Genomic DNA, 25,032 nt, shown 5'->3' on the forward strand with positions numbered 1-25,032 from the left:
GACGCCCCCGCCCCCACCGCCCCGGCCGCCCCGTCCGCATCGCTGCTGCCTTCGCTGCGCGACCCGCGCGTGCGCGCCGTCGTGGCCATGGCCCCGGCCGGCGTGCCCTTCACGGCCGCGTCGCTGGCCCAGGTGCGCGTGCCCACGCGGATCTACGAAGCCGAGCAGGACCGCTTCCTGGTGCCGCGCTTCCATGCCGAATGGATCGCGCGCAACATGCCGACGGCCGAGCTGCGGCGCATCCCGAATGCTTGGCACTTCGCGTTCATGGACACGCCGTCCATGCCCATCCAGACGCCCGACGGCGACATCGCCGCCGATCCGCCGGGTTTCGACCGGCAGGCGCTGCTGGCGCGCCTGGGACGGGAGGTTCCGGCCTTCTTCGACGAGGCACTGCCGAAGTCCCTGGTGCCATGAAAAAAGGGCCACGCCGTCGCCGGCATGGCCCTCGTCGTTCGTCGCAAGGCGCAGCGCTCAGTGCTGCAGGATCTTGTTGAGGAAGTCCTTGGTGCGCGGCTGGCGGTTCTCGGGCTGGCCGAAGAACTCGTCCTTCGTGCAGTCCTCGAGGATGCGGCCGCCGACGTCGATGAAGATCACGCGGCTCGCGACCTTGCGGGCGAAGCCCATTTCGTGCGTGACCACCATCATGGTCATGCCTTCCTTGGCCAGGCTCACCATCACGTCGAGCACTTCGCCGACCATCTCGGGGTCGAGAGCCGAGGTGGGTTCGTCGAACAGCATCACGATCGGGTCCATGCTCAGCGCGCGGGCGATCGCCACGCGCTGCTGCTGGCCGCCCGACAGCTGACCCGGGAACTTGTCCTTGTGCGCCATCAGGCCCACGCGGTCGAGCATCTTGAGGCCGCGGGTCTTGGCCTCGTCGGGCGTGCGGCCCAGCACCTTGATCTGCGCGATCGTGAGGTTCTCGGTCACCGACAGGTGCGGGAACAGCTCGAAGTGCTGGAACACCATGCCTACCTTGGAGCGCAGCTTCGGCAGGTTGGTCTTGGGGTCGTGCAGCGGGATGCCGTTGACGGTGATCTCGCCCTTCTGGAAGGGTTCGAGCGCGTTCACGGTCTTGATGAGCGTGGACTTGCCCGAGCCCGAGGGACCGCAGACCACGACAACGTCGCCCTTGGCGATGCTGACCGAGCAGTCGTTGAGCACCTGCACGGGGCCGTACCACTTGGAGACGTTCTTGATTTCGATCATTTTTTCGGACATTTCTTTCTCTCCGGTTCAGTGCTCTGTCAGCGGATGATGGCGATTTTCTTGTGCAGGCGCTTCACCAGGTACGACAGCGCATAGCACATGACGAAGTACACGACCGCGGCGAGCAGGTAGGCCTCGATCGGGCGGCCGAAGTTCTTGCCCGCGGTCTCGAAGCCCTTGAGCATGTCGTAGGCGCCGATGGCGTAGACCAGCGAGGTGTCCTGGAACAGGATGATGGTCTGCGTGAGCAGCACCGGCAGCATGTTGCGGAAGGCCTGCGGCAGCACCACGAGGCGCATGTTCTGGCCGTAGGTCATGCCCACCGCCTGGCCCGCGTTCACCTGGCCGCGCGGGATCGACTGGATGCCCGCGCGCATGATCTCGCTGAAGTAGGCGGCCTCGAACGCGACGAAGGTGATCACGGCCGAGATCTCGGAGCGGTAGTTGGAACCCACCGAGCCGAACAGCGAATAGAACGAGGCCGGCACCAGCAGGAAGAACCACAGGATCACCATCACCAGCGGGATGCTGCGCATGCCGTTGACGTAGAGCGCCGCGGGCGCATCGAGCCACTTCTTGCCCGACAGGCGCATGAGCGCGAGGATCGTGCCGAAGATCACGCCGCCGATCGTGGCCACCACCGTCAGCATGATGCTGAAGTAGAAGCCCTTGATGACGAAGTTGCTGATGACGTCCCAGTTGTAGAAGGACAGGTCGAGATTCATCATGTCAGTGTCCTCCGCCGCCGCTGGCCGAGACGATGAAGCCCGGCACGCGGGTCTTCTTCTCGATGAATGCCATGAGCCGGTTGATGGCCAGGGCCGACACCACGTAGCACGCCGTCACCGCGAGGTAGACCTCGATGCCGCGCGAGGTTTCTTCCTGCGCCTGCATGGCGAACATGGTGAGTTCGGTGACCGACACGGCGAACGCGACGGACGAGTTCTTGAAGATGTTCATCGTCTCGCTCGTGAGCGGCGGGATGATGATGCGGTAGGCCATCGGCAGGATCACGTAGCGGTAGTACTGCGTCGTGGTGAAGCCCACCGCCATGCCCGCGTAGCGCTGGCCCTTGGGCAGCGCCTGGATGCCCGAGCGCACCTGCTCGGCGATACGCGCCGAGGTGAAGAAGCCCAGCGCCAGCACCACCAGGATGAAGCTGGGCACGCCCTTCATGACCGGAATCAGCGCCGGGATGACGTGGTACCAGAGGAAGATCTGCACCAGCAGCGGAATGTTGCGAAACAGCTCGACCCAGGCATTGCCCAGGCGCACCAGCCACGGGTTGTCGGGCAAGGTGCGGACGATGCCGACCAGCGAGCCCAACACCAACGCGACGATCAACGCCAACAGTGCCACGGACACCGTCCAGCCCCAGGCCGACAGCATCCATTGCAGGTAGGTCGGATATTCCCCCCCGGGGTCCTGCAGGAAGACCTGCCAATCCCAGTTGCCCATTTTCTTACTCCTTCGCCTTCTTCCGAAAATCAGTCCCTGAAAAGAAACGCCCACCGCGAAAGGTGGGCGTCATTCACGCAGCGACGCGACGCTTATTCCTTGGTGACGTACTCTTCAGCAGGCTTGTCGTTCGGGTTGGCCCACGCGTTCTTGGTGGCTTCGCCCAGCGGCAGGTTGATGGTGACGTTCGCCGGGGGGATCGGCTTCAGGAACCACTTGTCGTAGAGCTTGGCGAGCTCGCCCGACTTGGCCTGGGCCTTGATGCTGTCGTCCACGGCCTTCTTGAAGGCGGGGTCGTCCTTGCGGATCATGATGGCGATGGGCTCGACGGCCAGCACGTCCGGCAGGATCTTGTAGTCCTTCGGCGACTTCGACTTGGCGGCCAGCGCGGCCAGGATCGAGCCGTCCATCACGAAGGCGTCGGCACGGCCGGTCTCGAGCAGCAGGAAGCTGTCGGAGTGGTCCTTGCCGTAGACCTCCTTGAAGGTCAGATTCTCGGCGCGCTTCTGCTTGCGCACGGTCTGCAGCGGCGTGGTGCCGGTGGTCGTGGCGACGGTCTTGTCCTTCAGGTCGGCCAGCGAGTTGATGCCCGAGTTCGCCTTCACGACGATCTTGGTTTCCTCGACGTAGGTGGTCACGCCGAAGGCCACGTCCTTCTGGCGCGTGGCGTTGTTGGTGGTGGAGCCGCACTCGATGTCGACGGTGCCGTTCTGCACCAGCGGGATGCGGTTCTGCGAGGTCACGGGCTGGTACTTGACTTCGAGCTTCTTGCCGGCGGCCTTCTCGAGGTCCTTGATGATGTTGGCGCAGACGTCGTAGTGGAAGCCGGTGTACTGGCCGTTGCCCAGCGTGTACGACAGACCCGAGGATTCGCGCACACCTTCGGTGATGACGCCCGATGCCTTGATCTTGGCCAGCGTGTCATTGGCCTGCGCCATCGCGCCGCCGGCGGCGAGCGCCGCGATTGCCAATGCCAGTACTTGCTTTTTCATACGGAAAACTCCTGAGGGTGACGGAAATGAGAGATACAACGAAATTCTAGACATGATGTCTCGGGGGAATACCCGGACCAACCCGGTGCATTTTCCCCGAGCCACGCACCGGGCGGGCGCATAAGGCGCTGCACTGGTGCGGACACGGGATTCGGCATTGTCGGGCTTTCACAAAGCAGCCTTTGTGCCCGACGGTTCCGCGGCCGGCGGCACCGGCACGGACAGGCGCACGGGCTGGGTCAGGTTCTCGGGCACCAGCAGCGCATCCATCTCGGCGCGCGTCATGATGCCCAGCGACTCGGCGACCAGGTCGATCGGCCCGCCCGTGGCCAGCGCGGTCTTGGCGATCAGCGCGGCCTTCTCGTAGCCGATCAGCGGATTGAGCGCGGTGACCAGCGTGACCGACTCGCGCACCCGCTTCGCCAGGAACTCGCGGTTGGCCTCGATGCCGTCGACGCAGTTCAGCTGCAGCGTCCTGCAGGCGTTGCCCAGGTGCTTGATGCTCTTGAACAGGCTCCAGCCCATGATCGGCTCGAAGGCGTTGAGCTGCAGCTGGCCGGCTTCGGACGCCAGGGTCACGGTGATGTCGTTGCCGATCACCTCGAAGGCCACCTGGTTCATCACCTCCGGGATCACCGGGTTGACCTTGCCCGGCATGATCGACGAGCCGGCCTGCCGCGCGGGCAGCCGGATCTCGCCGAAGCCGGCCTGCGGGCCGCTCGAGAGCAGGCGCAGGTCGTTGCAGGTCTTGCTGAGCTTGGTGGCCACGCGCTTGAGCACGCCCGACAGCTGCACGAAGGCGCCGGTGTCCTGCGTGGCCTCGATCAGGTTGGCGGCCTGCTTGAGCGGCACGCCGGTCTGCTCGGCCAGGTACTGGCAGGCCAGGTTGGCATAGCCGTGCGGCGCGTTGATGCCGGTGCCGATGGCGGTGGCACCGAGGTTGATCTCCTCGATCAGCGCGCGCGCCTCGCCCAGGCGGGCCTCGTCCTCGCCGATCATGATGGCGTAGGTCAGGAACTCCTGGCCCAGGGTCATCGGCACCGCGTCCTGCAGCTGGGTGCGGCCGATCTTCAGCACGTCCTTGAACTCGAGCGCCTTGGCCTCGAAGCTGCGGCGCAGCGCCGCCATGGCCTCGAGCAGCTTGCCGATCGCGAACCACAGCGCCAGCCGCACGGCCGTCGGGTAGACGTCGTTGGTGCTCTGCGAGGCGTTGACGTGGTCGTTGGGGTGCAGCACGTCGTAGCGTGCCTTCTCGTGGCCCAGCTTCTCGAGCGCGAGGTTGCAGATGACCTCGTTGGCGTTCATGTTGGTCGAGGTGCCGGCGCCGCCCTGGATCACGTCGACCACGAACTCGTCGAGCAGCTTGCCCTCGATCAGGTCGTCGCAGGCCAGGATGATCGCGGCCGCGCGGTCGCGGTCGATCGCGCCGAGGTCGGCATTGGCGCGCGTGGCGGCCTTCTTCACGAAGGCCAGCGCGCGCACCAGGTCGGGCATGGCCGACACGCGGGTGCCGGAGATCGCGAAGTTCTCGACCGCCCGGGCCGTGTGCACGCCCCAGTAGGCGGCAACGGGAATCTGCTTCTCGCCGAGGAAGTCGTGTTCGGTTCTGAAGTTGGAGCCCATATCCCACCTCTCGGCTGAAAAAAAGCACGCGAGAACGCGTGCCATGGATTTGCGGTCGTTCGACCCGCGGCCGAAAAACTGCCCGGACTGTAGGGGCGTCATGGCACGGACGCCAATGCTGTTTACGGGAACACTTATGCCTGACTTTTATAGATTGTGCAGTGCACAAACCCGTTGCCAAAGGCTATACCCAAACGCCCGGCCCGACCAGCGGCGCTCCCCCTACGGGTTCCCGGAATCAGCGCGGCGGCTGGGTCCCGACGAGGTACGACCACAGCGCGTCGGCCGAGCTCTTGGGCTGCAGCGACTCGAGCCCGGCGGACTTGGCGGCGGCCCGGCCGCCCGTGCGCGGCTGCAGCGGCGCCTGCGGGCGCTCGCGGTAGGCGCGGATCTCCATCGTGGCCTCGAGCCGGTCGATCTCGGGCGGCAGCGCACTCACCAGCTTGCGCATGCGCACCTCCTTGCGCACCGCGCTCTGGGGCAGGAAGGCGATGCCGTGGCCTTCGAGCGCCATCACCTTCAGGCCCTCGGCCATGTCGGTCTCGTACACCCGGTCGAGGTGGATCGCGGTGCCCGATTCCTTGAGCAGCTGGTCGACCACGCGGCCCAGGTAGGCGCCCGGCGCATAGCCCAGGTAGGGCAGCGGCTGGCCGGCGCGGCCCGGCAGCCGGTAGCGCGGCGCGCCCTCGGCGTCGGCCTTGACCCAGGGCGCGACGGTCTCCTCGCCCAGGCTCACCATCTCGTACTTGTTGGCGTCGAGCTGCAGCGGCTGCGAGGGATGGTGGTAGGCGATCAGCAGGTCGCAGCTGCCCTCGACCAGCCGCAGCACGGCGTCGTGCACGTTGAGCGCGATCAGCCGGCTCTTGATCGGGCCGAAGTGCTCGCGCAGGCTGGTGACCCACGAGGGGAAGAAGGTGAAGGCCAGCGTGTGCGGCACGGCGAACTCGATCACGTCCTGTCCGGCGGCCGAATGGCCGCGCAGCATGGCGCGCGTGCTCTGCAGCGCCTGCAGCATCTCGATGGCCTGGCTGTAGAGCGTCTGGCCCGCGGGCGTGAGCCGCGTGGGATAGGAGCTGCGGTCGACGAGGTCGGTGCCGGCCCAGCCCTCCAGCGCCTGGATGCGGCGCGAGAACGCCGGCTGGGTCACGTGCCGCAACTGGGCGGAGCGGCTGAAGCTGCGCGTTTCGGCCAGGCTGATGAAGTCTTCGAGCCACTTGGTTTCCATGGCGGGCGATTATCTGCCGCCGCGCGCGAAGCCGCGGCCGGCGGCGCTCGGGGACAACCCGCGCCCGACTGCCACATACTGGCGGCTCGCCCTTTCCTCCCTCCACGCCATGCCCACCGACGACTTCCTCGACCTCAGCGCCACCGAGCTTTCCCGCCGCATCGCCGATCGCGGCCTCTCGTGCCGCGAGCTCATGCGAGCCACGCTGGCGCGCATCGACGCCCTGAACCCGCGCTTCAACGCGATCGTCTCGCTGCGGGACCCCGGCGCGCTGCTGGCCGAGGCCGACCAGCGCGACGCCGAGCTGGCGCGCGGCGAGCGCCGCGGCTGGATGCACGGCTTCCCGCTCGCGGTGAAGGACCTGAGCCACGCGGCCGGCCTGCCGACCTCGAAGGGCTCGCCCTTGCCGCCGCGCACGCCCGCGCGCACCGACAGCCTGCACGTGGCGCGCATGCGCGCGGCCGGCGCGGTCGTCATCGGCAAGACCAACACGCCCGAGTTCGGCCTCGGCTCCCACACCTACAACACGGTGTTCGGCACCACGCGCAACGCCTACGCGCCCGAGCGCAGCGCGGGTGGCAGCAGCGGTGGCGCGGCCGTGGCCCTGGCGCTCGGCATGCTGCCGGTGGCCGACGGCAGCGACATGATGGGTTCGCTGCGCAACCCGGCCGCCTTCAACAACGTGATCGGCATGCGGCCCTCGCGCGGGCGCGTGCCCGACGACCCCGACGAGGAGCTGTTCTTCCAGCAGCTCGGTTGCGAAGGCCCGATGGCGCGCACGGTGGAGGACACCGCGCGGCTGCTCTCGGTGCAGGCCGGCTTCGACGGCCGCGTGCCGCTGTCCTCGCCGCACGCCCTGCCCGCGCCCGACGACTTGCGGATCGAGGGCGAGGTGCGCGGCCTGCGCATCGGCTGGCTCGGCAGCATCTGGAGCGACCTGCCGCTCGAGCCCGGCGTGCTCGCGCTCGGCGAGCAGGCGCTCGCCACCTTCCGCGCGCTGGGCTGCGAGGTCGAGCCCTGCACCCTCGACGTGCCGCGCGCCCACAACTGGAGCGCCTGGCTGCGGCTGCGCCAGCTGCTGGTGGGCGGCAAGCTCGGTGCCTACATGAACACGCCCGCGCTGGTCGAGCAGCTCAAGCCCGAGGCGCGCTGGGAGATCGAACAGAGCCGGCACCTCGATGCCGCCTCGCTGTTCCAGGCCTCGGTGTGGCGCTCGAACGTCTACCGCGCCTTCCTCGCGCTGTTCGAGCGCTTCGACTTCGTGCTGGCGCCGACCGCGCAGGTCTTCCCCTTCGACGCCGAGCTGCACTGGCCCGCGCAGGTGGCCGGCGTGCCGAGCGACACCTACCACCGCTGGATGGAGATCGTCACGCCGTTCACGCTGGCGGGACTGCCCACGCTCAACGTGCGCGCGGGCTTCGGCGAGGCGGGCCTGCCGATGGGGCTGCAGCTCGCGGGGCCGATCCATGCGGACCTCGAGGTGCTGCGGCTCGGGCATGCGTACGACGAGGCCTGCGGGTGGGGCGACCGCAAGCCGCCCGTGCTGGGCTGAGTTCGCTCAGACCGGCGTGAGCACGCCGCGTCCCTCGAAGTGCCCCTCGGCATTCGCGATGAAATGGTCCACCGACTTCTGCGTCGCCTCGGGCGACCAGCCCGCCAGGTGCGGCGTCAGCAGCACGTTGTCGAGGCCGATCAGCTGTTGCGGCGGCTTCGGCTCGCTCTCGTAGACGTCGAGCGCCGCTCCCGCGATGCGGTTCTCGCGCAGCGCCGCGGCCAGCGCCTCGGTGTCGACCACGCTGCCGCGGCCGATGTTCACCAGGTAGCCCCGGGGGCCGATCGCGTCGAGCACCTCGGCATTCACCAGGTGGCGCGTGGCGGCGCCGCCGGGCGCGGCCAGCATCAGCACGTCGGCCCAGGCGGCCAGCGACTTCAGGTCGCCGAAGTAGCGGTGCGGCGAGCCCTCGCGCAGCGAACGGTTGTGATAGCCGATCTCCATGTCGAAGCCCGCCGCGCGCTTGGCGATCTTCTGGCCGATGGTGCCCAGGCCGAGAATGCCGAGCTTCTTGCCCGACACGTTCGGCGGCTGCGGGATCGACTCGCGCCACACGCCTTCGCGGCACTGGCGGTCGAGGGTGCGGAAGCCGCGCACGATGGCGATCAGCAGGCCGAAGGCATGGTCGGCCACGCAGTCGTCGTTGGTGCCGGCGCCGTTGGCGGTGACGATGCCGCGCGCGCGGGTCACCTCGAGCGGCACGCCCTCGAAGCCCGCGCCCAGGCAGCAGATCAGCTCGACCTTGGGCATGGCCTCGATCTCGGCCGGCGTGATGCCGATCACGCCGATCGTCAGCACGGCGCGGAATTCATGGCCGCGCGCGGCGATCGCGGCCGCGCGGGCTTCGTCGCCGAAGGCATAGGTCATGTCGTAGACCTCGGCAATCTGGGCCTGGTGGGCGCTCGAGAGGCTGTTGAGCACCAGCAGGGGAATCTTGGTCGACACGTCTGAACTCCTGGAATCGTCAAAAAAAGAATGATCGGGCTAGAGCAAGGGCGCCGCCTCGCTCTTCTGCAAAGCCCACATCTGCGCATAGCGGCCCTGCTTCGCGAGCAGCTCGCCATGGGTGCCGCGCTCGACGATCACGCCGGCCTCGAGCACCAGGATCTCGTGCGCGTCGACCACGGTCGACAGGCGGTGCGCGATCACCAGCGTGGTCTTGTCCTGCGCCGCGCTCTTGAGCTCGGCCTGGATCGCGCGCTCGTTGGCCGAGTCGAGCGCCGAGGTGGCCTCGTCGAAGATCACGATCGGCGGGTTCTTCAGCAGCGTGCGCGCGATCGCCACGCGCTGCTTCTCGCCGCCCGACAGCTTCAGGCCGCGCTCGCCCACCGTGGTGGCATAGCCCTGCGGCGTGGCGGCGATGAAGTCGTGGATGCGCGCCGCGCGGGCCGCCTCCTCGACCTCCGCGCGCGTGGCGCCCGGGCGACCGTAGGCGATGTTGTATTCGATCGTGTCGTTGAACAGCACCGTGTCCTGCGGCACGATGCCGATCGCGCGGCGCACGCTGGACTGCTGCACCGCGCGGATGTCCTCGCCGCCGATGGTGATGCGGCCCTGCTGCACGTCGTAGAAGCGGTAGAGCAGCCGCGCCAGCGTGGACTTGCCCGAGCCCGAGGGGCCCACCACCGCCACCGTCTTGCCCGCGGGGATCTCGAAGCTCACGTGCTTGAGGATCGGCCGCGCGGCCTCGTAGGCGAAGCTCACGTCCTCGAAGCGCACCGTGGCGTCGGCGCCGGCCAGCGGCTGCGCGCCGGGCGCGTCGCGCACCTCGCGCTCCTTCTCCATCAGCACGAACATCTTGTCGAGGTCGGTCAGGCTCTGCTTGATCTCGCGGTAGATCACGCCCAGGAAGTTGAGCGGGATGTAGAGCTGGATCATGAAGGCGTTGACCATCACCAGGTCGCCCAGGGTCATGCGGCCGTCGACCACGCCCGAGGTGGCGCGCCACAGCATCAGCACCAGGCTGATCGCGATCAGCGCCTGCTGGCCCGCGTTGAGCATGCTCAGCGTGCGCTGGCTGGTGATCGCGGCCTTGCGGTAGCGGTCGAGGCTGGCGTCGTAGCGCTTCGCCTCGAAGGCCTCGTTGTTGAAGTACTTGACGGTCTCGTAGTTCAGGAGCGAATCGACCGCGCGGCTCTGCGCCAGCGAGTCGAGCTCGTTCATGGTCTTGCGGAACTGGGTGCGCCACTCGGTCACGGTGACCGTGAAGCCGATGTAGAGCACCAGCGCCGCCAGCGTGATCCAGACGAACAGCGCATCGAATTTCACGCCGAGGATGGCGAGCACCAGCACCAGCTCGATGATGGTCGGCACGATGCTGTAGAGCGACATCGAGATCAGCGAATGCACGCCGCGCGTGCCGCGCTCGATGTCGCGCGTCATGCCGCCGGTCTGGCGCTCGAGGTGGAAGCGCAGGCTCAGCGAATGCAGGTGGCCGAACACCTCGAGCGCGATGCGGCGCGCCGCGCCCTCGGTGGCCTTGGCGAAGATCAGCTCGCGCAGCTCGTTGAAGAGCGAGGTGCTGAAGCGCAGCAGCCCATAGGCCACCAGCAGCGCGATCGGCACCACGAGCAGCGCCTGCGCCATGTCGGGCTTGGGCGTCATGGCGTCGACCAGGTTCTTCAGCAGCAGCGGCACGCCGACGTTGGCCACCTTGGCCGCCACCATGAAGCCCAGCGCGAACAGCACGCGCCACTTGTAGTCCCACAGGTAGGGAAAGAGGCGCCGCAGCGTGGCCCAGTCGGAGCGGTCGGCGCGCGCGGGCGCATGGCCGCCGGCGTGCGGTGGGGAGGAGGTGGGGGTGGAAACGGCTTCGCCGGCGCGGCGCATGAGGGACAATCGTGGTCGTTTTTCTGCCCTGATTGTTGCCCATGTCCGATTCCCCCATTGCCGACGCCGCCGCCACCCTGAAGAGCCTGCCCACCGACATGGAGCTGGTGCTCAAGGTGATCCCGATGCCGGCGGACTGCAATGCCAACGGCGACATCTTCGGCGGCTGGGTCATGGCCCAGTGCGACCTGGCCGGCTCGGTGATCCCGGCGCGCTACGCCAAGGGGCGCCAGGCCACGGTGGCGGTCAACGAGTTCATCTTCAAGCAGCCGGTGCGCATCGGCGACATCCTGTCCTTCTATTCGAAGCTGGTGCGCATCGGCCGCACCTCGATCACCGTGACCGTGGAGGTCTTCGCCGAGCGCTTCCGGGCGCAGGGCGAGTACATCAAGGTGACGCAGGCCACCTTCACCTACGTGGCGATCGACGACAGCGGGCGGCCGCGGGCGATCGAGCAGCCGGCGGCCTGATCGGCCCGGGCAGCCTCACAGCGCCGGATCGCGCACCTTCTCGAAGCGCTCGAACTCCCGGTTGATCCAGCGCCCGTCGCGGCGCTCGGTGCGGCGGATGTAGACCGTCTGCACGATGTCGCGCGTGTAGGCGTCGATCTCGATCGGGCCGCGCGGGCTCTCGAGCCTGAGGCCGCGGAAGGCGTCGATCAGCTTCTCGGGGCTGCCGCCGCCGCGCATCAGCGGCGAGGCCATCGCGAGATCGAGCGCCGCGAAGGCATCGTGCGCGGCCACCGCGAAATAGCCGGGCCGCAGGTGCGAGCCGTACTCGGTCTCGAAGGCCGCGGCGAAGCGGCGGTTCTCGGGCGACTCGTGCGCGTACGAGTAGTGGTGGCTGGTGACCAGCCCCTCGGCCAGCTCGCCGATGTTCTGCAGGTAGTGGTCGTCGGTGGCCTCGCCGGTCGACAGCAGCCGGATGCCCGTGTCGGCCATGCCGCGGTCGCGCCAGGCGCGCAGGAAGCCCGCCGGCATCTGGCCCGAGGGCAGGAAGAAGAACACCGCCTGCGGCTTGAGCTCGCGCAGCCGCAGCATGTAGGCCGTGTAGTCCTGCGTGGCGAGCGGCACGCGCAGCATCGCGCCGACATTGCCGCCGCCGGCCGTGATGCCCGAGACGAAGGCGGTCTCGGCATCGACGCCCGAGGCGTAGTCGGCCGTCACGGTGCAGACCTCGCGCAGCCCCTCCTTGAGCGCCCAGCGCGCCAGCGGCAGCGTGACCTGCGCGATGGTGAAGGACACGCGCACCGTGTAGGGCGAGCGCGCGGTGATGCCCGAGGAGGCGGCGTTCATGACCACCGTGGGCACCTTGGCCTGCGTGGCGACGGCCGCCACGGCATAGGCGTTGGAGCTGAAGTGCAGGCCGGTCAGCAGGTCGACGCGCTCGTTCTCCACCAGGTCGAGCGCGAGCCGGCGCGCCATGTCGGGTGCGCTCACGGGCACGTCTCGCCGCAGCAGTTCGACCGGGCGGCCCGCGATCTGCTGGTTGTGCGCACCGAGCCAGATCGCCATGCCGGCGTCGAACTGCCGCCCGCCACCGATGTAGGCGCCCGACCAGGGGCCGATGACGCCGATGCGCAGCGGCCGCACGCGCGCGAGCACCACCGAGGGCGCCGCCAATGTGGCGCCGAGCAGGCCCAGGGCTTGCCTGCGGGTCGGTCGAATTGCTACCTTTTCAGTAGCATCGAACGACCGCTGCGTGCGGGCTGCTGGCGTGTGTAACTGGAGGACTGGCACGCGAATCAGTGTACGCGTGCGACCCCGCCGAAGGGGCCCCGGCGGCTTGTGGAAAGCCCGTAGAACGCAGGTTGTAGGTACCGACCCGCAGCGCGCTCAGAGCTTCGAGAAATCCGGCTTGCGCTTCTCCATGAAGGCGCCGAAGGCCTCGCGCGCCGCGGGCTCGCGCAGCATGCGGCCGAAGCTCGCGCCCTCCTCGTCCATGCGCTCAATGACCGCGGGCAGCTGCGCCTTCTTGAGCAGCCGCTTGGTCTCGACCAGCGCGCTCAGCGGCTTGGCCGCGAGCTTGCGCGCCTGGGTCTGGGCGATGGCGTTGGCCTCGGTCGGCGGCACCACGCGGTTGACCAGGCCGACCTCGAGCGCGGCCTCGGCCATGAAGGGTTCGCCCAGCAGCAGCGCCTCGGCCGCGCGGTGGTAGCCGAGCATCTGCGGCACCAGCAGGCTCGAGGCCGCCTCGGGGCACAGGCCGAGGTTGACGAAGGGCATCGAGAAGGCCGCGTTGTCGCCCGCGTAGACCAGATCGCAATGGAACAGCATCGTGGTGCCGATGCCCACGGCCGGGCCGCAGACAGCCGCGACGATCGGCTTCGGGAAGGTCGCGATGCCGCGCAGGAAGCGGAACACCGGCGAGTCCTTGCCCGCGGGCGGCGCGTTGAGGAAGTCGCCGATGTCGTTGCCGGCGCTGAAGATGGTCGGGTCGCCCTGGATCAGCACGCAGCGCACGGCCGCGTCGCCCTCGGCCTTGGCCAGCGCATCGGCCAGCTCGGCATACATGGCGCTGGTGATCGAGTTCTTCTTGTCGACGCGGTTGAAGGTGATGGTCATCACGCCGGCTTCGGCGTGGACGAGGATGTCGCTCATGGCTTGTGTCCTGTGGAAAGAAGAAAGAGGGAAGGGATCAGGCGGCCAGCGCCTCGCGCACGAAGTCGAGCCGGTCCTGGCCCCAGAACATGTCGCTGCCCACGAACATGGTGGGCGCGCCGAACACGCCGCGCGCCACGGCCTCCTGCGTGACGGCCTTCAGGCGGTCCTTCACGTCCTGCCGGCCCGCGAGCGCGAGCAGCGCGGCCGGGTCGAAGCCCGCGGCCTGCAGCACCGCGCCGACTTCGGCCGGATCGTTGAGGTTGCGCGGCTCGACCCACATCGCGTGGTAGATCGCGTCGACATAGGCCGCGAAGCGCGCGGGCTGTTCCATCTGCACGCCGGTGGCGCCGCGCATCAAGAGCAGCGTGTTGATCGGGAAGTGCGGGTTGTGCACGAAGGGCACGCCGTAGCGCTTCGCGAAGCGCTGCAGGTCGGTCGTCATGTACGACCCCTTGGGCGCGATCTCGGCCGGCGAGTGGTTGCCCGTGGCCTGGAACACGCCGCCCAGCAGCATCGGTTTCCAGACCAGCTCGGCGCCGGTGTCGGCGCACACATGGGGCAGCTGGGTCGCGGCGAGGTAGGCGGCGGGGCTGCCGAAATCGAAATAGAACTCGACGGTCTTCGTCATGCGGCGTTGTCTCCTGGGTGGGCTGGATTCTCTCCGGGCGGCCGCGGGCCTTGCGAAACCGGAGGCTATTCCTTGTAGTACACGATCTGGTTCGAGGTCGCGAGCAGCACGCCCGCCTCGCTCCACAGCTGCGCGGTCTGGTCGAAGAAGCCGTTGAAGAACTGCTGCCCCGTCGCCTGCCCGAGCAGGAAGCCGGTGCCGACCTCGGCCAGTTGCGCCGCGTCGGCGTGGAAGTAGGTGGTGATCGACACCGTGCCGGCCGGCACGTGCTTGGCGCGGCGCAGCCAGATGCGTGGATAGAACACGTCGCTCATGGCCGCGAGCGAGGGCAGGTCGAGCGGCCGCGGCTGCGCGTCGCGCACCCAGATGCGGGTCTGGCTGTGCTGCAGGCTGCCGTCCCACTGCGCGGGAATGCCGCCGCTGAACGGGCGCATCTCGTACTGCTGCACCCAGGCCACGCCAGCCGGGCCGATGCGGATCGGCTCGACCGCCTCGGGCTTCGGCACCTCGGGCATGGCGAGGTCGCTCCGGCCCCAGGTCTCGCGGCGCGCGGCCGTCACCACGGTGGCGGTGGTCGTCATGTTCGGCGCGCCGCCCGCGCCGGGCTGCGTGATCTGCACGGTCCAGTGCTGGGTCGAACGGTTGGTGCGCACCGCGGTCGCCTGCACGTCGAAGGCACCGGCCTCGAGCGCGGCCGCGTAATTCACGGTCAGCGCGATCGGCGTGCCCAGCAGGTCCGGATGCTGCAGCACGGACTGCAACGCGACCGCCGCGGTGGTGCCGCCGAAGGGACCGACCATGTTCCAGTAGTCGGGGCTGGTGGTGCCGGTGAAGTGGCCCGCGCGCAGGTCGCTGTGCTGCAGCGCGATGGCCTTGTCGAAGGGGTGGGGAGTGCTCGTGCTCATGGCCGCAGTGTGCTCCGGCGCGCGGCCTCAGGCAGTCGTGTGCGGGACGCCGGGCGCGGTCGTCAACGCGCCCAGCCGATGCAGCTTGTCGACCGTGGCGGGCCACAGGCTCTGGCTGAACTGCTCGCGGAAGAAGCCGAAGTGGCCGATGCGCCGCGCCTGCACGTCGGCCGGCGCGATGCGTTCGATGGCGCGCGGCGCCTGGTCGTAGAAGCTCACCAGGCTGTGCGTGCCGGCCAGCGTCATCAGCTCGTCGTCGGTCATCGACAGCGCGAGCACCGGGAAGCGCACGCGGCTGTAGCTCCTTTGCGCCAGCTCGCCCTCGGCACCCACGCTGTAGCGCGGGTTCAGGCACCAGCGCCGCCATTGCAGGATCACGCCGCGCGGCAGGTCGCCCACCTTCCTGAGCTTGCGACCCGGGAAGTAGCCGCACAGCCGCGTGACCAGCGGCACCAGCACGAACCAGAAGTAGAGGATGCCGCGCTTGAGCCGCGGCGCGTTCTCGCGCCAGTAGCCGCTGCCGGCCGCGATGCTCACCAGGCCGTCGACCTGCTCGGGACGCTGCAGGAAGCCCGGCAGCTGCGCGCCGAGGCTGTGGCCCAGCAGGTAGAGCGGCTGCGCGGGCAGCGCGGCCCGGGCGGCGTCGATGACCGCCTCGTAGTCGCGCGCCCAGTCGAACAGGTCGGCCTCGAAGCCGCGCAGCGAGGCGGCGCCGCGCGAGTCGCCCGAGCCGCGGTAGTCGAAGGTCCAGACGCGCAGCCCCTGGCCCGCGAGCCAGCGCGCGAAGGCTTCGTAGAAGGACTGGCGCACGCCCATGGCGCCGCCGATCACGATGCTGGCGCGCGGCGCGCCCGCGGGTTCGTAGCGGCGCACCGCCAGTTGCTGCGCGCCACCGTCGACCGGAAGCTGCTGCTGCGTCTGTTCCATCACTGTCCTGTCTCCTGGTTGCACCGGCACTCGTCGCGTTGCCTGGTGCGTGATCGATCAGACGCGCTCGAAGATGCCTGCGGCGCCCTGCCCCATGCCCACGCACATCGTGACCATGCCGTACTTGAGCTTCTCGCGCTGCAGTGCGTGCACCACCGTGGCCGAGCGGATCGCGCCAGTGGCGCCCAGCGGATGGCCCAGCGCGATCGCGCCGCCCATCGGGTTGACCTTCGACGGGTCGAGCCCCAGCGTGTTGATGACCGCGAGCGACTGGGCCGCGAAGGCTTCGTTGAGCTCGATCCAGTCGATGTCCTGCTGGCTCAGGCCGGCATAGCGCAGCGCCGCGGGAATCGCCTCGATCGGACCGATGCCCATGATGTGCGGCGGCACGCCCTTGCTCGCGAAGCTCACGAAGCGCGCCAGCGGCGTCAGGCCGAACTGCTTGACCGCCTTCTCGCTGGCCAGGATCAGCGCGCCCGCGCCGTCGGAGGTCTGCGAGCTGTTGCCGGCCGTGACCGTGCCGCGCGCGGCGAACACGGTGCGCAGCCTGGCGAGGCCTTCGATCGAGGTGTCGGGGCGAGCGCCTTCGTCGAGGTTCACGGTGCGCGTGGTCGCGATCGCTTCGCCGCTCTCGAGATCGGGCGCGCGGTCGGTCACCTCGATCGGCGTGATCTCGTCCGCGAACTTGCCGGCCTTCTGCGCGGCCAGCGCCTTCTGGTGCGAGGCCAGCGCGAATTCGTCCTGGGCCTGGCGGCTCACCTTCCACTGCTGCGCGACCTTCTCGGCCGTCAGGCCCATGCCGTAGGCGATGCCCACGTCGCCGTCGCGCTCGAAGATGGAGGGCGACAGCGAGGGCGAGTTGCCCATCATCGGCACCATGCTCATGCTCTCGACGCCGGCCGCGATCATCACGTCGGCCTCGCCGACGCGGATGCGGTCGGCCGCCATCTGCACCGCCGACAGGCCCGAGGCGCAGAAGCGGTTGACCGTGATGCCGCCGACGCTGGTCGGCAGGCCCGCGAGCACCGCGCCGATGCGCGCGACGTTCAGGCCCTGCTGCGCCTCGGGGATCGCGCAGCCGCAGATGATGTCCTCGATGGCCTTCGGATCGAGACCTGGCACTGCAGCCAGCGCGGCCTTCAGCGTGGTCGCGAGCAGGTCGTCGGGACGGTGGTTGCGGAAGTAGCCGCGGTGCGACTTGCCGATGGGGGTGCGGGTGGCCGCGACGATGTAGGCGTCTTGGACTTGTTTCATGGCTTGTGATTCCTGGTGTCTTGTCTTGCGCACTCGTCCTTAGGGACCGTGGCTTCCTGTCTTGCTCCCTCTCCCGCTTGCGGGAGAGGGCTGGGGTGAGGGCTGTCTTCGCGCAGCGCCTGCAGGATGCGCTCGCGCACCGCGTCCGTCTGCGTCAGCACTTCGTTGTTCCAGAACCGCAGGACGCGATAGCCCTGGCTTTCAAGGAAACGCGTGCGGCTCTCGTCGTACGCAACCGCATCGGCATGCTGGCCGCCATCGATTTCGATGACCAGCATCGCCTCGATGCAGACGAAATCCGCGAAGTAGGGCCCGATCGGACGTTGGCGGCGAAACTTGCGGTCCGCCATGCGGCGGTCGCGCAAATGAGACCAGAGCAGCGCCTCGGCAGCGGTCGGCTCGGCGCGAAGGCTGCGTGCCCTCACCCTAGCCCTCTCCCGCAAGCGGGAGAGGGGACCGGACGTGTCGAAGTTTTCGCTCATGGCCTTCGCGGCATCAATTCCGCACCGGCTTCCCCGTGCTCAGCATCCCCATGATCCGCTCCTGCGTCTTGGGGTGCACGATGAGCGAGCAGAACGCCTTGCGTTCCAGCGCCATCAGGTATTCCTCGGTCACGAGCGAGCCCGCGTCCACGTCGCCGCCGGTGACCACGTTCGCGATCAGGCTCGCGATGTGGAAGTCGTGCGCGCTGATGAAGCCGCCGTCGCGCATGTTCACGAGCTGGCCCTTGATCGTCGCGGCGCCGCTGCGGCCCGCCACGCGGAAGGTGCGGCGCAGCGGCGGGCGGTAGCCGGCGTCGGCCATGGCCTTGGCCTGCTGCAGCGCCACGTAGAGCAGCTCGTCCTTGTTCGGCACGATCACGTCGCTGTCGAGCAGGTAGCCGAGCTTCCTCGAATCGAGCGCGCCGGTGCCCACCTTGGCCATCGCCGCGGCCGTGAAGCCTTCGGTGAGGAAGGGCAGCAGGTCGGTGCCGGTCGAGGCCGAGGCGTTCTCGGCCGCGCGGCGCGCGATGTAGGTCAGGCCGCCGGCGCCGGGGATCAGGCCCACGCCGACCTCGACCAGGCCGATGTAGCTTTCCATCGCCGCCACGCGCTTCGACGAGTACACGGCCAGTTCGCAGCCGCCGCCCAGCGCCAGGCCGCGCACGGCCGAAACCACCGGCACGTTGGCATAGCGGATCTTGAGCATCACGTTCTGCAGCTCTTCCTCCGCGCCCTCGACCGCGCCGATGCCCGCGACCACGAAGGCCGGCAGCATCGCCTGCAGGTCGGCGCCGACCGAGAACATCTCGTCGGGCGACCAGATCACCAGGCCCTTGTATTCGGCCTCGGCGAGGTCGACCGCGGCGCCCAGCGCCTCGGCCACGTCGGGGCTGATGGCGTGCATCTTCGAATGGATGCTGGCGATCAGCACCTCGCCATCGAGCGTCCACACGCGCACGTCGCCTTCGTCGCTGATCGTGGTGCCGGCCGTGTTGGCATCGGCTGCGTTCGCGCCGAGCACGCTCTCGGGGAACAGCTGGCGGTCGTGCACCGGCAGCTTGCGCTGCGGCACGAACTTGTTCTGCGAGGCGCTCCACGAGCCTTCGGGGGTGTGCACGCCGCCGGCCTCGGCCACCGGGCCTTCGAACACCCACTTCGGCAGCGGCGCGCTGCTCAGCGCCTTGCCGGCGTCGATGTCCTCCTGCACCCACTTCGCGACCTGCGCCCAGCCGGCTTCCTGCCAGAGCTCGAACGGGCCCTGCTTCATGCCGAAGCCCCAGCGCATCGCGAAGTCGATGTCGCGCGCGCTCTCGGCGATGTCGCCCAGGTGCACGGCGGCGTAATGGAAGCCGTCGCGCAGGATCGCCCAGAGGAACTGGCCCTGCGGCCCTTCGCTCTCGCGCAGCAGCTTCAGGCGCTCGCCCGCGGGCTTCTTGAGCATGCGGCCGTAGACCTCGTCGGCCTTGGCGCCGGCGGGCACGTAGTCGCCGCTCTGGAGGTCGAAGCGCAGGATGTCGCGGCCCACCTTCTTGAAGAAACCGGCCTTGGTCTTCTGGCCCAGGTTCTTCAGTTCCAGCAGCTTGGCGAGCACCGGCGGCGTCGCGAAGTTGGCGTAGAAGGGATCGGTCTCGGCGTTCAGGTTGTCCTGCAACGTCTTCACCACGTGGGCCATGGTGTCCAGGCCCACCACGTCGGCGGTGCGGAAGGTGCCCGAGCTCGCGCGGCCCAGCTTCTTGCCCGTGAGGTCGTCCACCACGTCGGGCGTGAGGCCGAACTTCTCGACTTCCTTGAGCGTGGCCAGCATGCCGGCGATGCCGACGCGGTTGGCGATGAAGTTGGGCGTGTCGTGCGCGCGCACCACGCCCTTGCCGAGCGTGCTGGTGACGAAGGCCTCGAGGTCGTCGAGCACCTGCGGCTGCGTGGTGGGCGTGTTGATCAGCTCCACCAGGAACATGTAGCGCGGCGGATTGAAGAAGTGGATGCCGCAGAAGCGCGGCTTCAGCGCTTCGGGCAATGCCTCGCTGAGCTTGGTGATCGACAGGCCCGAGGTGTTCGAGGCCAGGATCGCGTGCTTGGCGACGTGCGGCGCGATCTTCTTGTAGAGATCGAGCTTCCAGTCCATGCGCTCGGCGATCGCCTCGATCACCAGGTCGCACTCGCCGAGCAGGTCGAGGTTGTCGTCGTAGTTGGCCTGTTGGATCAGGCCCGCATCGGCCACGTCGCCCAGCGGCGCGGGCTTGAGCTTCTTGAGGTTGTCGATGGCGCGCGTGACGATGCCGTTCTTCGGGCCTTCCTTGGCCGCCAGGTCGAACAGCACCACCGGCACGCGCACGTTGACGAGGTGGGCCGCGATCTGCGCGCCCATCACGCCGGCGCCGAGCACGGCGACCTTCTTCACTTGAAATCGGGACATGTTTGGTATTTCTTGGATAGGTTGCGCGCAGGCTTGCTTACTGCACGCGGTTCCAGGTTTGGGTGCGCCAAAAGGGGCCGAGATAGCCGCGCACTTCGAGCTTCTTGCCGCCGTCGATCGGCGTGAAGCTCGCGCGGTATTCCTTGCCGTTCTCGGGGTCGAGGATCTTCCCGCCCTCCCAGACGTCCTTGCCGTCGGCCTTCTTGCCGCCGCGGATGATCTCCAGGCCCGCGATCGGCTGGCCCTTGCGGTCGTCCGAGCATTCGTCGCAGACCGCGTCGGGCTTGCCGTCCTTCTTCAGCGACTTCTCGATGCGGCCGACGAGCGCGCCGCCGGTCTCGCCGATGCGGATCTCGGCCTTGGCCTCGCCGGTCTTGTCGTCGACGTTGCGCCACAGGCCCACCGGGGTGGTCTGGGCCAGGGCCGTGACCGAGGTCGCGACGAGGACGAGGGCTGCAAGCGTTGCTTTCATGGTCGGCTCCGGGAAGTGATCGAAGAGGGGACGCGTGGACTCAGGCCAGCGCGGCGTCGGTGTCCATCAGCACCTTGCTGCCGGCACGGGCCGTGCGCATCAGCGTCGCGGTCTCGGGGAACAGCTTGGCGAAGTAGAAGCGCGCGGTCTGCAGCTTGGCGACGTAGAACGGATCGCTGTTGCCGGCCGCGATCTCGCGCAGCGCGACCTGCGCCATGCGGGCGAACAGGTAGCCGAACACGAAGTGGCCGGCCACGCGCAGGTAGTCCACCGCGGCGGCGCCGACTTCATCGGGGTTCTGGAAGCCCTTGAAGCCGATCTCGGTCGTGAACTTGGTGAGCTGGTCGCCCAGGCCCGCGATCGGATTGATGAACTCGGCCATCTTCTCGTTCACGCCCTCTTCTTCCACCAGCTTCGCGACCAGCTTGCCGAACTTCTTCAGCGAGGCGCCGTTGTTGCCCAGCACCTTGCGGCCCAGCAGGTCGAGCGACTGCACGGTGTTCGTGCCTTCGTAGATCATGTTGATGCGGTTGTCGCGCACGTACTGCTCCATGCCCCATTCCTTGATGAAGCCATGGCCGCCGAAGACCTGCATGCAGGCATTGGTCGCGATGTGGCCGTTGTCGGTGATGAAGGCCTTCACGATCGGCGTGAGCAGCGCGACGAGTTCGCCGCTGTCCTTGCGCACCTTCTCGTCGGGATGGTGGTGCTCCTTGTCGAGCAGCAGGGTGCAGAACACCTGCAGCGCGCGGCCGCCCTCGGCATAGGCCTTGGCGGTCAGCAGCATCTTGCGCACGTCGGGGTGCACGATGATCGGATCGGCTTCCTTGTCCTTGGCCTTCACGCCCGACAGCGAGCGCATCTGCAGGCGGTCCTTGGCATAGGCCAGCGCGTTCTGGAACGCCACCTCGGTCAGGCCCAGCGACTGGTTGCCCACGCCCAGGCGCGCGGCGTTCATCATCACGAACATCGCGGCCAGGCCCTTGTTGGGCTCGCCCACCAGCGTACCGGTGGCGCCCTCGATCACGATCTGCGCGGTGGCGTTGCCGTGGATGCCCATCTTGTGCTCGAGGCCGGCGCAGAAGATCGGGTTGCGCTCGCCGAGCGAACCGTCGGCCTTGACGTGGAACTTCGGCACCACGAACAGGCTGATGCCCTTGCTGCCCTTGGGCGCGTCGGGCAGCCGGGCCAGCACCAGGTGGATGATGTTGCCGGCCATGTCGTGCTCGCCGGCCGAGATGAAGATCTTGTTGCCGGTGATGCGGTACGTGCCGTCGGCCTGCGGTTCTGCCTTGGTGCGCAGCAGGCCGAGGTCGGTGCCGCAGTGGGGTTCGGTCAGGCACATGGTGCCGGTCCATTCGCCGCTCACCAGCTTGGGCAGGTAGGTCTTCTTCTGCTCGTCGGTGCCGTGCGCCACCAGCGCCTCGTAGGCGCCGTGCGAGAGGCCCGGGTACATGGTCCAGGCCTGGTTCGCGCTGTTGAGCATCTCGAACAGGCACTGGTTGACCACGAAGGGCAGGCCCTGGCCGCCGAAGGCCGGGTCGCACGACAGCGCGGGCCAGCCGCCCTCGACGTACTTGGCGTAGGCCTCCTTGAAGCCCGTGGGCGTCTTGACTTCGTGCGTGGCCTTGTCGAGCACGCAGCCTTCCTCGTCGCCGCTGATGTTGAGCGGGAAGGTGACCTCGGCCGCGAACTTGCCGGCCTCCTCGATCACCGCGTTGATGGTGTCGGCGTCGGTCTCGGCGTGCGCGGGCAGCGCCTTGAGTTCCTCGGCGACGTTGAGCACTTCGTGCAGCACGAATTGCATGTCGCGCACGGGCGGGTTGTAGCTGGGCATCCGGAACTCTCCTGGTCGAACTGAAAGATGAAAGGGAAGAAAAAAACGGTGCCGCGCGCTCAGCGCACGGTCTTGAGGCGGCGCACGCGCGAGGGCGCGGCGGCAGCGGTCGGCGCGGGCGTCCCGGCCGCCGCATAGCGGCCGAGGATGTTGTCGAAGCCGGTGTTGGCACGGCCGATGGAGCCGGGCACCCGCAGGAAGCGGGCCTCGTAGTGCAGCGCGAGGATCAGGCCGTGGATCTCGAACGCGACCTGGCGCTCGTCGGCATCGGCGTTGAGGTGGCCCTCCTCCTTCGACTGCACGATCGCGCGCAGCACGGCGGCCTGCCAGATCGAGACCGACTCCACCAGCGCGTCGCGCACCGGGCCCGGGCGGTCGTCGAATTCGGAAGCGCCGCTGATGTAGATGCAGCCCGAGTCGATCTCGGTCGAGGTGCGCTTCATCCAGTTGGCGAACATCGCACGCAGCCGCGGCAGGCCGCGGTCGGCCTCGATGGCGGGGAAGAACACTTCCTGCTCGAAGCGCGCGTGGTACTCGCGCACCACCGAGATCTGCAGCTCCTCGCGCGAGCCGAAGTGGGCGAACACGCCCGACTTGCTCATCTTGGTGATCTCGGCCACGGCGCCGATCGACAGGCCCTCGAGCCCGATCTGCGCGGCCAGCGCCAGTGCGGCATCGACGATCACGGCCTTGGTCTGCTGGCCCTTCTGGGCGGCGCGGGCCGGCTTGGCGGAAACGGCATTGACGGACATCGTGGGACTTCCAGACAAAAACGAACGGTCGTTCTATTTTGCAGGGGCTTTCGATTCTTGGCCGGCAAAGACCTTGAGCCGGAAAAGGTTATCAACGAAAAGCAACCGGCGGATGACAAGCCGGGCTGCCGCGCCTTGGCTCGCTGATAATGAGAAGAGTTCCCATCCACGACGCGCGCGAGATCAGCCGCCGCCACATCCCCACGCCAGCCGGTCGTCGGAACGCATCCCCTCCATGGCATGGGTCGATCTTGCTCGAGCGCTATTACCGCGAACTGCTGAACTTCCTCTTCCGCTCGGTGAACGACCGCGACGCCGCGGCCGACCTCGCGCAGGAGAGCTATGCGCGCGTGCTCGCGCTGCGGCAATCGGGCGAGGCCATCTCCAACGTGCGCGCGCTGCTCTATCGCACCGCGCGCAACCTGGTGATCGACCGCCATCGCCGCGCCGTGCTGCGCGACCACGAGGACATCGACGCGCTGGCCGACGCCGCGCATGCGATGGCGCCCGCCCACGCGCAGCCCGAGGAGGCCTACGCCTCGGCGCAGCATGCGCGGGCGATCCTGGCGGCGATCGAGGCCCTGCCGCCGCGCTGCCGCGAGGCCTTCGTGCTCAACCGCTTCGAGGGCCTGTCGCACCAGGAGGTGGCCGAGCGCATGGGCATCTCGAAGAACATGGTGGCGCAGCACGTGATCCGCGGCGTGCTGGCCTGCCAGGCCTGCGAGGACGCCTTCGGCACCGGGACCAGCGACCACAATCGATAGCGCGGCGCCGCACCGACCTCCACTTCGAGGCCGCCCGCGCGTCTACATCCAGAACAGAGAAATTCCCCGCATGACAGCCACCCCGCCCACCGATCCCGCGCCGGACGCCGAACAGGCCGCCGCGCGCTGGCTGGTGCGCCGGCAGGACGGGCTGGCGCCGGACGAGGCGGCCGAATTCGAGGCCTGGCTCGCGGCCACGCCCGCGCACCGCGCCGCGCTCGAGCGGCTCGAAGGCACCTGGCGGCGGCTCGACACGCTGCCCGCCGCCGAACTGGCCGCGCTGCGCGCGCGCACGCAGGCCGCCACCCCGCCGCGCCGCGGCTGGCAGGGCACGCGCCGCTGGATGCCGCTGGCCGCCTCGGCCTGCGCGCTGTTCGTGGTGGCGGGCGGCTGGGCGCTGTGGCAGCAGCAGCCGGTCTATGCCAAGACCTTCGCCACCGCGCGCGGCCAGCAGCTCGACGTGCAATTGCCCGACGGCAGCGTGCTCCAGCTCGACACCGCCACGCGCGCCGAAGTCACGCTCTATCGCCAGCGGCGCGAGGTGCGCCTGCCCGAGGGCCAGGCCCATTTCAGTGTGCAGGCCGATGCCGCCCGTCCCTTCGATGTGCTCGCCGGCCCGCTGCGCATCACGGTGGTCGGCACGCGCTTCTCGGTGCGCCACACGCAGGCCGGGCTCGATGCCGGTGGCGTGCGCGTGACCGTGGAGGAAGGCCGCGTGCGCGTGCGCGTGGCCTCGGCCGAGCCGGCGGCCGGGGCCGAGCCGCGGCTGCTGGGCCCGGGCGAGGCCGTCGCCGCCGATGCGGGCGGCCGCCTGCGCGGCACGTCCGCCGCACCCGCCGCGGGCGCCCTGCTCTGGCGCGAAGGCCGCGCCAATTTCGAGAACACGCCGCTGGCGCAGGCGCTGGCCGAGTTCGAGCGCTACGGCCCGACCGGCCTCACGGTGCGCGACCCCGCGGTGGCCGCGATGCGCATCAACGGCAGCTTCGACCTGCGGCAGTTCGGCGCCTTCGCCAAGGCGCTGCCGCAGGTGCTGCCGGTGCGGCTGCAGCCGCGCGAGGGCACGACCGAGATCGCGCCGCGCTGAGGCCCGCCGGGCCCCGGGCG

Annotated in this window: 24 protein-coding genes; 5 read left to right on the forward strand and 19 right to left on the reverse strand. The window is 68.7% G+C overall.

Features of this window, described 5'->3' with window-relative positions:
- Positions 1–69 precede the first annotated feature (69 nt).
- Positions 70–417 (forward strand): hypothetical protein, encoded by a 348-nt coding sequence (locus ACEN9J_RS15940; protein WP_413761497.1) that lies wholly within the window; start codon positions 70–72, stop codon positions 415–417.
- 57 nt (positions 418–474) lie between these two features.
- On the opposite strand, the gene ACEN9J_RS15945 is transcribed toward ACEN9J_RS15940, so the two are convergent.
- The 6 genes from ACEN9J_RS15945 to ACEN9J_RS15970 form a co-directional block, all read right to left on the reverse strand.
- Positions 475–1,212 (reverse strand): amino acid ABC transporter ATP-binding protein, encoded by a 738-nt coding sequence (locus ACEN9J_RS15945; RefSeq protein ID WP_057590997.1) that lies wholly within the window; start codon positions 1,210–1,212, stop codon positions 475–477.
- A gap of 38 nt (positions 1,213–1,250) precedes the next feature.
- A complete protein-coding gene (locus ACEN9J_RS15950; protein ID WP_057590982.1) occupies positions 1,251–1,940 on the reverse strand; it encodes an amino acid ABC transporter permease in 690 nt (229 codons plus the stop codon).
- A gap of 1 nt (position 1,941) precedes the next feature.
- Positions 1,942–2,670, reverse strand: a complete 729-nt coding sequence (locus ACEN9J_RS15955) for an amino acid ABC transporter permease (RefSeq protein WP_057590981.1) — start codon at positions 2,668–2,670, stop codon at positions 1,942–1,944.
- Positions 2,671–2,762: 92 nt separating this feature from the next.
- Positions 2,763–3,662, reverse strand: coding sequence for an amino acid ABC transporter substrate-binding protein (locus ACEN9J_RS15960; RefSeq protein WP_057590980.1), 900 nt, complete (start codon positions 3,660–3,662; stop codon positions 2,763–2,765).
- Positions 3,663–3,830: 168 nt separating this feature from the next.
- Positions 3,831–5,285, reverse strand: coding sequence for an aspartate ammonia-lyase (locus ACEN9J_RS15965; protein WP_057590979.1), 1,455 nt, complete (start codon positions 5,283–5,285; stop codon positions 3,831–3,833).
- Positions 5,286–5,523: 238 nt separating this feature from the next.
- Positions 5,524–6,510: a LysR substrate-binding domain-containing protein gene (locus tag ACEN9J_RS15970; protein ID WP_057590978.1), complete on the reverse strand. Its 987-nt coding sequence runs from the start codon at positions 6,508–6,510 to the stop codon at positions 5,524–5,526.
- 109 nt (positions 6,511–6,619) lie between these two features.
- Here ACEN9J_RS15970 and ACEN9J_RS15975 point away from each other — a divergent pair, with 109 nt between their 5' ends.
- The gene (locus tag ACEN9J_RS15975) at positions 6,620–8,062 is read left to right on the forward strand and encodes an amidase (RefSeq protein WP_413761498.1); all 1,443 of its coding nucleotides are present in this window, start codon (positions 6,620–6,622) and stop codon (positions 8,060–8,062) included.
- Positions 8,063–8,068: 6 nt separating this feature from the next.
- On the opposite strand, the gene ACEN9J_RS15980 is transcribed toward ACEN9J_RS15975, so the two are convergent.
- Positions 8,069–9,007: a 2-hydroxyacid dehydrogenase gene (locus tag ACEN9J_RS15980; protein WP_413761499.1), complete on the reverse strand. Its 939-nt coding sequence runs from the start codon at positions 9,005–9,007 to the stop codon at positions 8,069–8,071.
- Positions 9,008–9,046: 39 nt separating this feature from the next.
- Positions 9,047–10,891, reverse strand: coding sequence for an ABCB family ABC transporter ATP-binding protein/permease (locus tag ACEN9J_RS15985; protein WP_057590975.1), 1,845 nt, complete (start codon positions 10,889–10,891; stop codon positions 9,047–9,049).
- A gap of 41 nt (positions 10,892–10,932) precedes the next feature.
- On the opposite strand from ACEN9J_RS15985, the gene ACEN9J_RS15990 reads away from it, so the two are divergent.
- Positions 10,933–11,361 (forward strand): acyl-CoA thioesterase, encoded by a 429-nt coding sequence (locus ACEN9J_RS15990; protein WP_413761500.1) that lies wholly within the window; start codon positions 10,933–10,935, stop codon positions 11,359–11,361.
- A 15-nt stretch (positions 11,362–11,376) separates the two neighbouring features.
- On the opposite strand, the gene ACEN9J_RS15995 is transcribed toward ACEN9J_RS15990, so the two are convergent.
- The 11 genes from ACEN9J_RS15995 to ACEN9J_RS16045 form a co-directional block, all read right to left on the reverse strand.
- A complete protein-coding gene (locus ACEN9J_RS15995) occupies positions 11,377–12,483 on the reverse strand; it encodes an ABC transporter substrate-binding protein (protein WP_413764572.1) in 1,107 nt (368 codons plus the stop codon).
- A gap of 243 nt (positions 12,484–12,726) precedes the next feature.
- Positions 12,727–13,491 (reverse strand): enoyl-CoA hydratase, encoded by a 765-nt coding sequence (locus ACEN9J_RS16000; protein WP_208509310.1) that lies wholly within the window; start codon positions 13,489–13,491, stop codon positions 12,727–12,729.
- A 37-nt stretch (positions 13,492–13,528) separates the two neighbouring features.
- Positions 13,529–14,122 carry a 2-hydroxychromene-2-carboxylate isomerase gene (locus ACEN9J_RS16005; protein WP_057590972.1) on the reverse strand — a complete coding sequence of 198 codons (594 nt, stop codon included), beginning with the start codon at positions 14,120–14,122 and terminating at the stop codon, positions 13,529–13,531.
- 65 nt (positions 14,123–14,187) lie between these two features.
- The gene (locus ACEN9J_RS16010; RefSeq protein WP_413761501.1) at positions 14,188–15,027 is read right to left on the reverse strand and encodes an acyl-CoA thioesterase; all 840 of its coding nucleotides are present in this window, start codon (positions 15,025–15,027) and stop codon (positions 14,188–14,190) included.
- 27 nt (positions 15,028–15,054) lie between these two features.
- Entirely contained in the window at positions 15,055–15,954 is a 900-nt protein-coding gene (locus ACEN9J_RS16015; RefSeq protein ID WP_413761502.1) for an alpha/beta fold hydrolase, read from the reverse strand.
- Positions 15,955–16,011: 57 nt separating this feature from the next.
- Complete coding sequence (locus tag ACEN9J_RS16020; protein WP_413761503.1) at positions 16,012–17,208, reverse strand: acetyl-CoA C-acyltransferase; 1,197 nt, start codon at positions 17,206–17,208, stop codon at positions 16,012–16,014.
- Positions 17,205–17,690 (reverse strand): endonuclease domain-containing protein, encoded by a 486-nt coding sequence (locus tag ACEN9J_RS16025; RefSeq protein ID WP_064262297.1) that lies wholly within the window; start codon positions 17,688–17,690, stop codon positions 17,205–17,207. The genes ACEN9J_RS16020 and ACEN9J_RS16025 overlap by 4 nt, the downstream gene beginning before the upstream one ends.
- 13 nt (positions 17,691–17,703) lie before the next feature.
- Complete coding sequence (locus ACEN9J_RS16030) at positions 17,704–20,103, reverse strand: 3-hydroxyacyl-CoA dehydrogenase/enoyl-CoA hydratase family protein (RefSeq protein ID WP_413761504.1); 2,400 nt, start codon at positions 20,101–20,103, stop codon at positions 17,704–17,706.
- Positions 20,104–20,140: 37 nt separating this feature from the next.
- Entirely contained in the window at positions 20,141–20,575 is a 435-nt protein-coding gene (locus tag ACEN9J_RS16035) for a DUF2147 domain-containing protein (protein ID WP_296729136.1), read from the reverse strand.
- Between the two features lie 40 nt (positions 20,576–20,615).
- Positions 20,616–22,412 (reverse strand): acyl-CoA dehydrogenase C-terminal domain-containing protein, encoded by a 1,797-nt coding sequence (locus ACEN9J_RS16040; protein ID WP_413761505.1) that lies wholly within the window; start codon positions 22,410–22,412, stop codon positions 20,616–20,618.
- Positions 22,413–22,471: 59 nt separating this feature from the next.
- Complete coding sequence (locus tag ACEN9J_RS16045) at positions 22,472–23,164, reverse strand: TetR/AcrR family transcriptional regulator (RefSeq protein ID WP_057590965.1); 693 nt, start codon at positions 23,162–23,164, stop codon at positions 22,472–22,474.
- Between the two features lie 251 nt (positions 23,165–23,415).
- Between ACEN9J_RS16045 and ACEN9J_RS16050 the strand changes: the two genes are divergently transcribed.
- Entirely contained in the window at positions 23,416–23,928 is a 513-nt protein-coding gene (locus tag ACEN9J_RS16050) for a sigma-70 family RNA polymerase sigma factor (RefSeq protein ID WP_261215042.1), read from the forward strand.
- Between the two features lie 70 nt (positions 23,929–23,998).
- The gene (locus ACEN9J_RS16055) at positions 23,999–25,012 is read left to right on the forward strand and encodes a FecR family protein (protein ID WP_261215040.1); all 1,014 of its coding nucleotides are present in this window, start codon (positions 23,999–24,001) and stop codon (positions 25,010–25,012) included.
- The last annotated feature ends 20 nt before the right edge of the window (positions 25,013–25,032 follow it).

It is taken from the genome of Variovorax sp. Varisp41, from assembly GCF_047325085.1.
Classification (GTDB): domain Bacteria; phylum Pseudomonadota; class Gammaproteobacteria; order Burkholderiales; family Burkholderiaceae_C; genus Variovorax.

Excerpts from the sequence above, each read along its gene's own strand:
- ACEN9J_RS15945 (WP_057590997.1), bottom strand. The coding sequence starts at position 1,212 with ATGATCGAAATCAAGAACGTCTCCAAGTGGTACGGCCCCGTGCAGGTG.
- ACEN9J_RS15950 (WP_057590982.1), bottom strand. The coding sequence starts at position 1,940 with ATGATGAATCTCGACCTGTCCTTCTACAACTGGGACGTCATCAGCAAC.
- ACEN9J_RS15955 (WP_057590981.1), bottom strand. The coding sequence starts at position 2,670 with ATGGGCAACTGGGATTGGCAGGTCTTCCTGCAGGACCCCGGGGGGGAA.
- ACEN9J_RS15960 (WP_057590980.1), bottom strand. The coding sequence starts at position 3,662 with ATGAAAAAGCAAGTACTGGCATTGGCAATCGCGGCGCTCGCCGCCGGC.
- ACEN9J_RS15965 (WP_057590979.1), bottom strand. The coding sequence starts at position 5,285 with ATGGGCTCCAACTTCAGAACCGAACACGACTTCCTCGGCGAGAAGCAG.
- ACEN9J_RS15970 (WP_057590978.1), bottom strand. The coding sequence starts at position 6,510 with ATGGAAACCAAGTGGCTCGAAGACTTCATCAGCCTGGCCGAAACGCGC.
- ACEN9J_RS15975 (WP_413761498.1), top strand. The coding sequence starts at position 6,620 with ATGCCCACCGACGACTTCCTCGACCTCAGCGCCACCGAGCTTTCCCGC.
- ACEN9J_RS15985 (WP_057590975.1), bottom strand. The coding sequence starts at position 10,891 with ATGCGCCGCGCCGGCGAAGCCGTTTCCACCCCCACCTCCTCCCCACCG.
- ACEN9J_RS15990 (WP_413761500.1), top strand. The coding sequence starts at position 10,933 with ATGTCCGATTCCCCCATTGCCGACGCCGCCGCCACCCTGAAGAGCCTG.
- ACEN9J_RS16000 (WP_208509310.1), bottom strand. The coding sequence starts at position 13,491 with ATGAGCGACATCCTCGTCCACGCCGAAGCCGGCGTGATGACCATCACC.
- ACEN9J_RS16005 (WP_057590972.1), bottom strand. The coding sequence starts at position 14,122 with ATGACGAAGACCGTCGAGTTCTATTTCGATTTCGGCAGCCCCGCCGCC.
- ACEN9J_RS16010 (WP_413761501.1), bottom strand. The coding sequence starts at position 15,027 with ATGAGCACGAGCACTCCCCACCCCTTCGACAAGGCCATCGCGCTGCAG.
- ACEN9J_RS16015 (WP_413761502.1), bottom strand. The coding sequence starts at position 15,954 with ATGGAACAGACGCAGCAGCAGCTTCCGGTCGACGGTGGCGCGCAGCAA.
- ACEN9J_RS16020 (WP_413761503.1), bottom strand. The coding sequence starts at position 17,208 with ATGAAACAAGTCCAAGACGCCTACATCGTCGCGGCCACCCGCACCCCC.
- ACEN9J_RS16025 (WP_064262297.1), bottom strand. The coding sequence starts at position 17,690 with ATGAGCGAAAACTTCGACACGTCCGGTCCCCTCTCCCGCTTGCGGGAG.
- ACEN9J_RS16030 (WP_413761504.1), bottom strand. The coding sequence starts at position 20,103 with ATGTCCCGATTTCAAGTGAAGAAGGTCGCCGTGCTCGGCGCCGGCGTG.
- ACEN9J_RS16035 (WP_296729136.1), bottom strand. The coding sequence starts at position 20,575 with ATGAAAGCAACGCTTGCAGCCCTCGTCCTCGTCGCGACCTCGGTCACG.
- ACEN9J_RS16040 (WP_413761505.1), bottom strand. The coding sequence starts at position 22,412 with ATGCCCAGCTACAACCCGCCCGTGCGCGACATGCAATTCGTGCTGCAC.
- ACEN9J_RS16045 (WP_057590965.1), bottom strand. The coding sequence starts at position 23,164 with ATGTCCGTCAATGCCGTTTCCGCCAAGCCGGCCCGCGCCGCCCAGAAG.
- ACEN9J_RS16055 (WP_261215040.1), top strand. The coding sequence starts at position 23,999 with ATGACAGCCACCCCGCCCACCGATCCCGCGCCGGACGCCGAACAGGCC.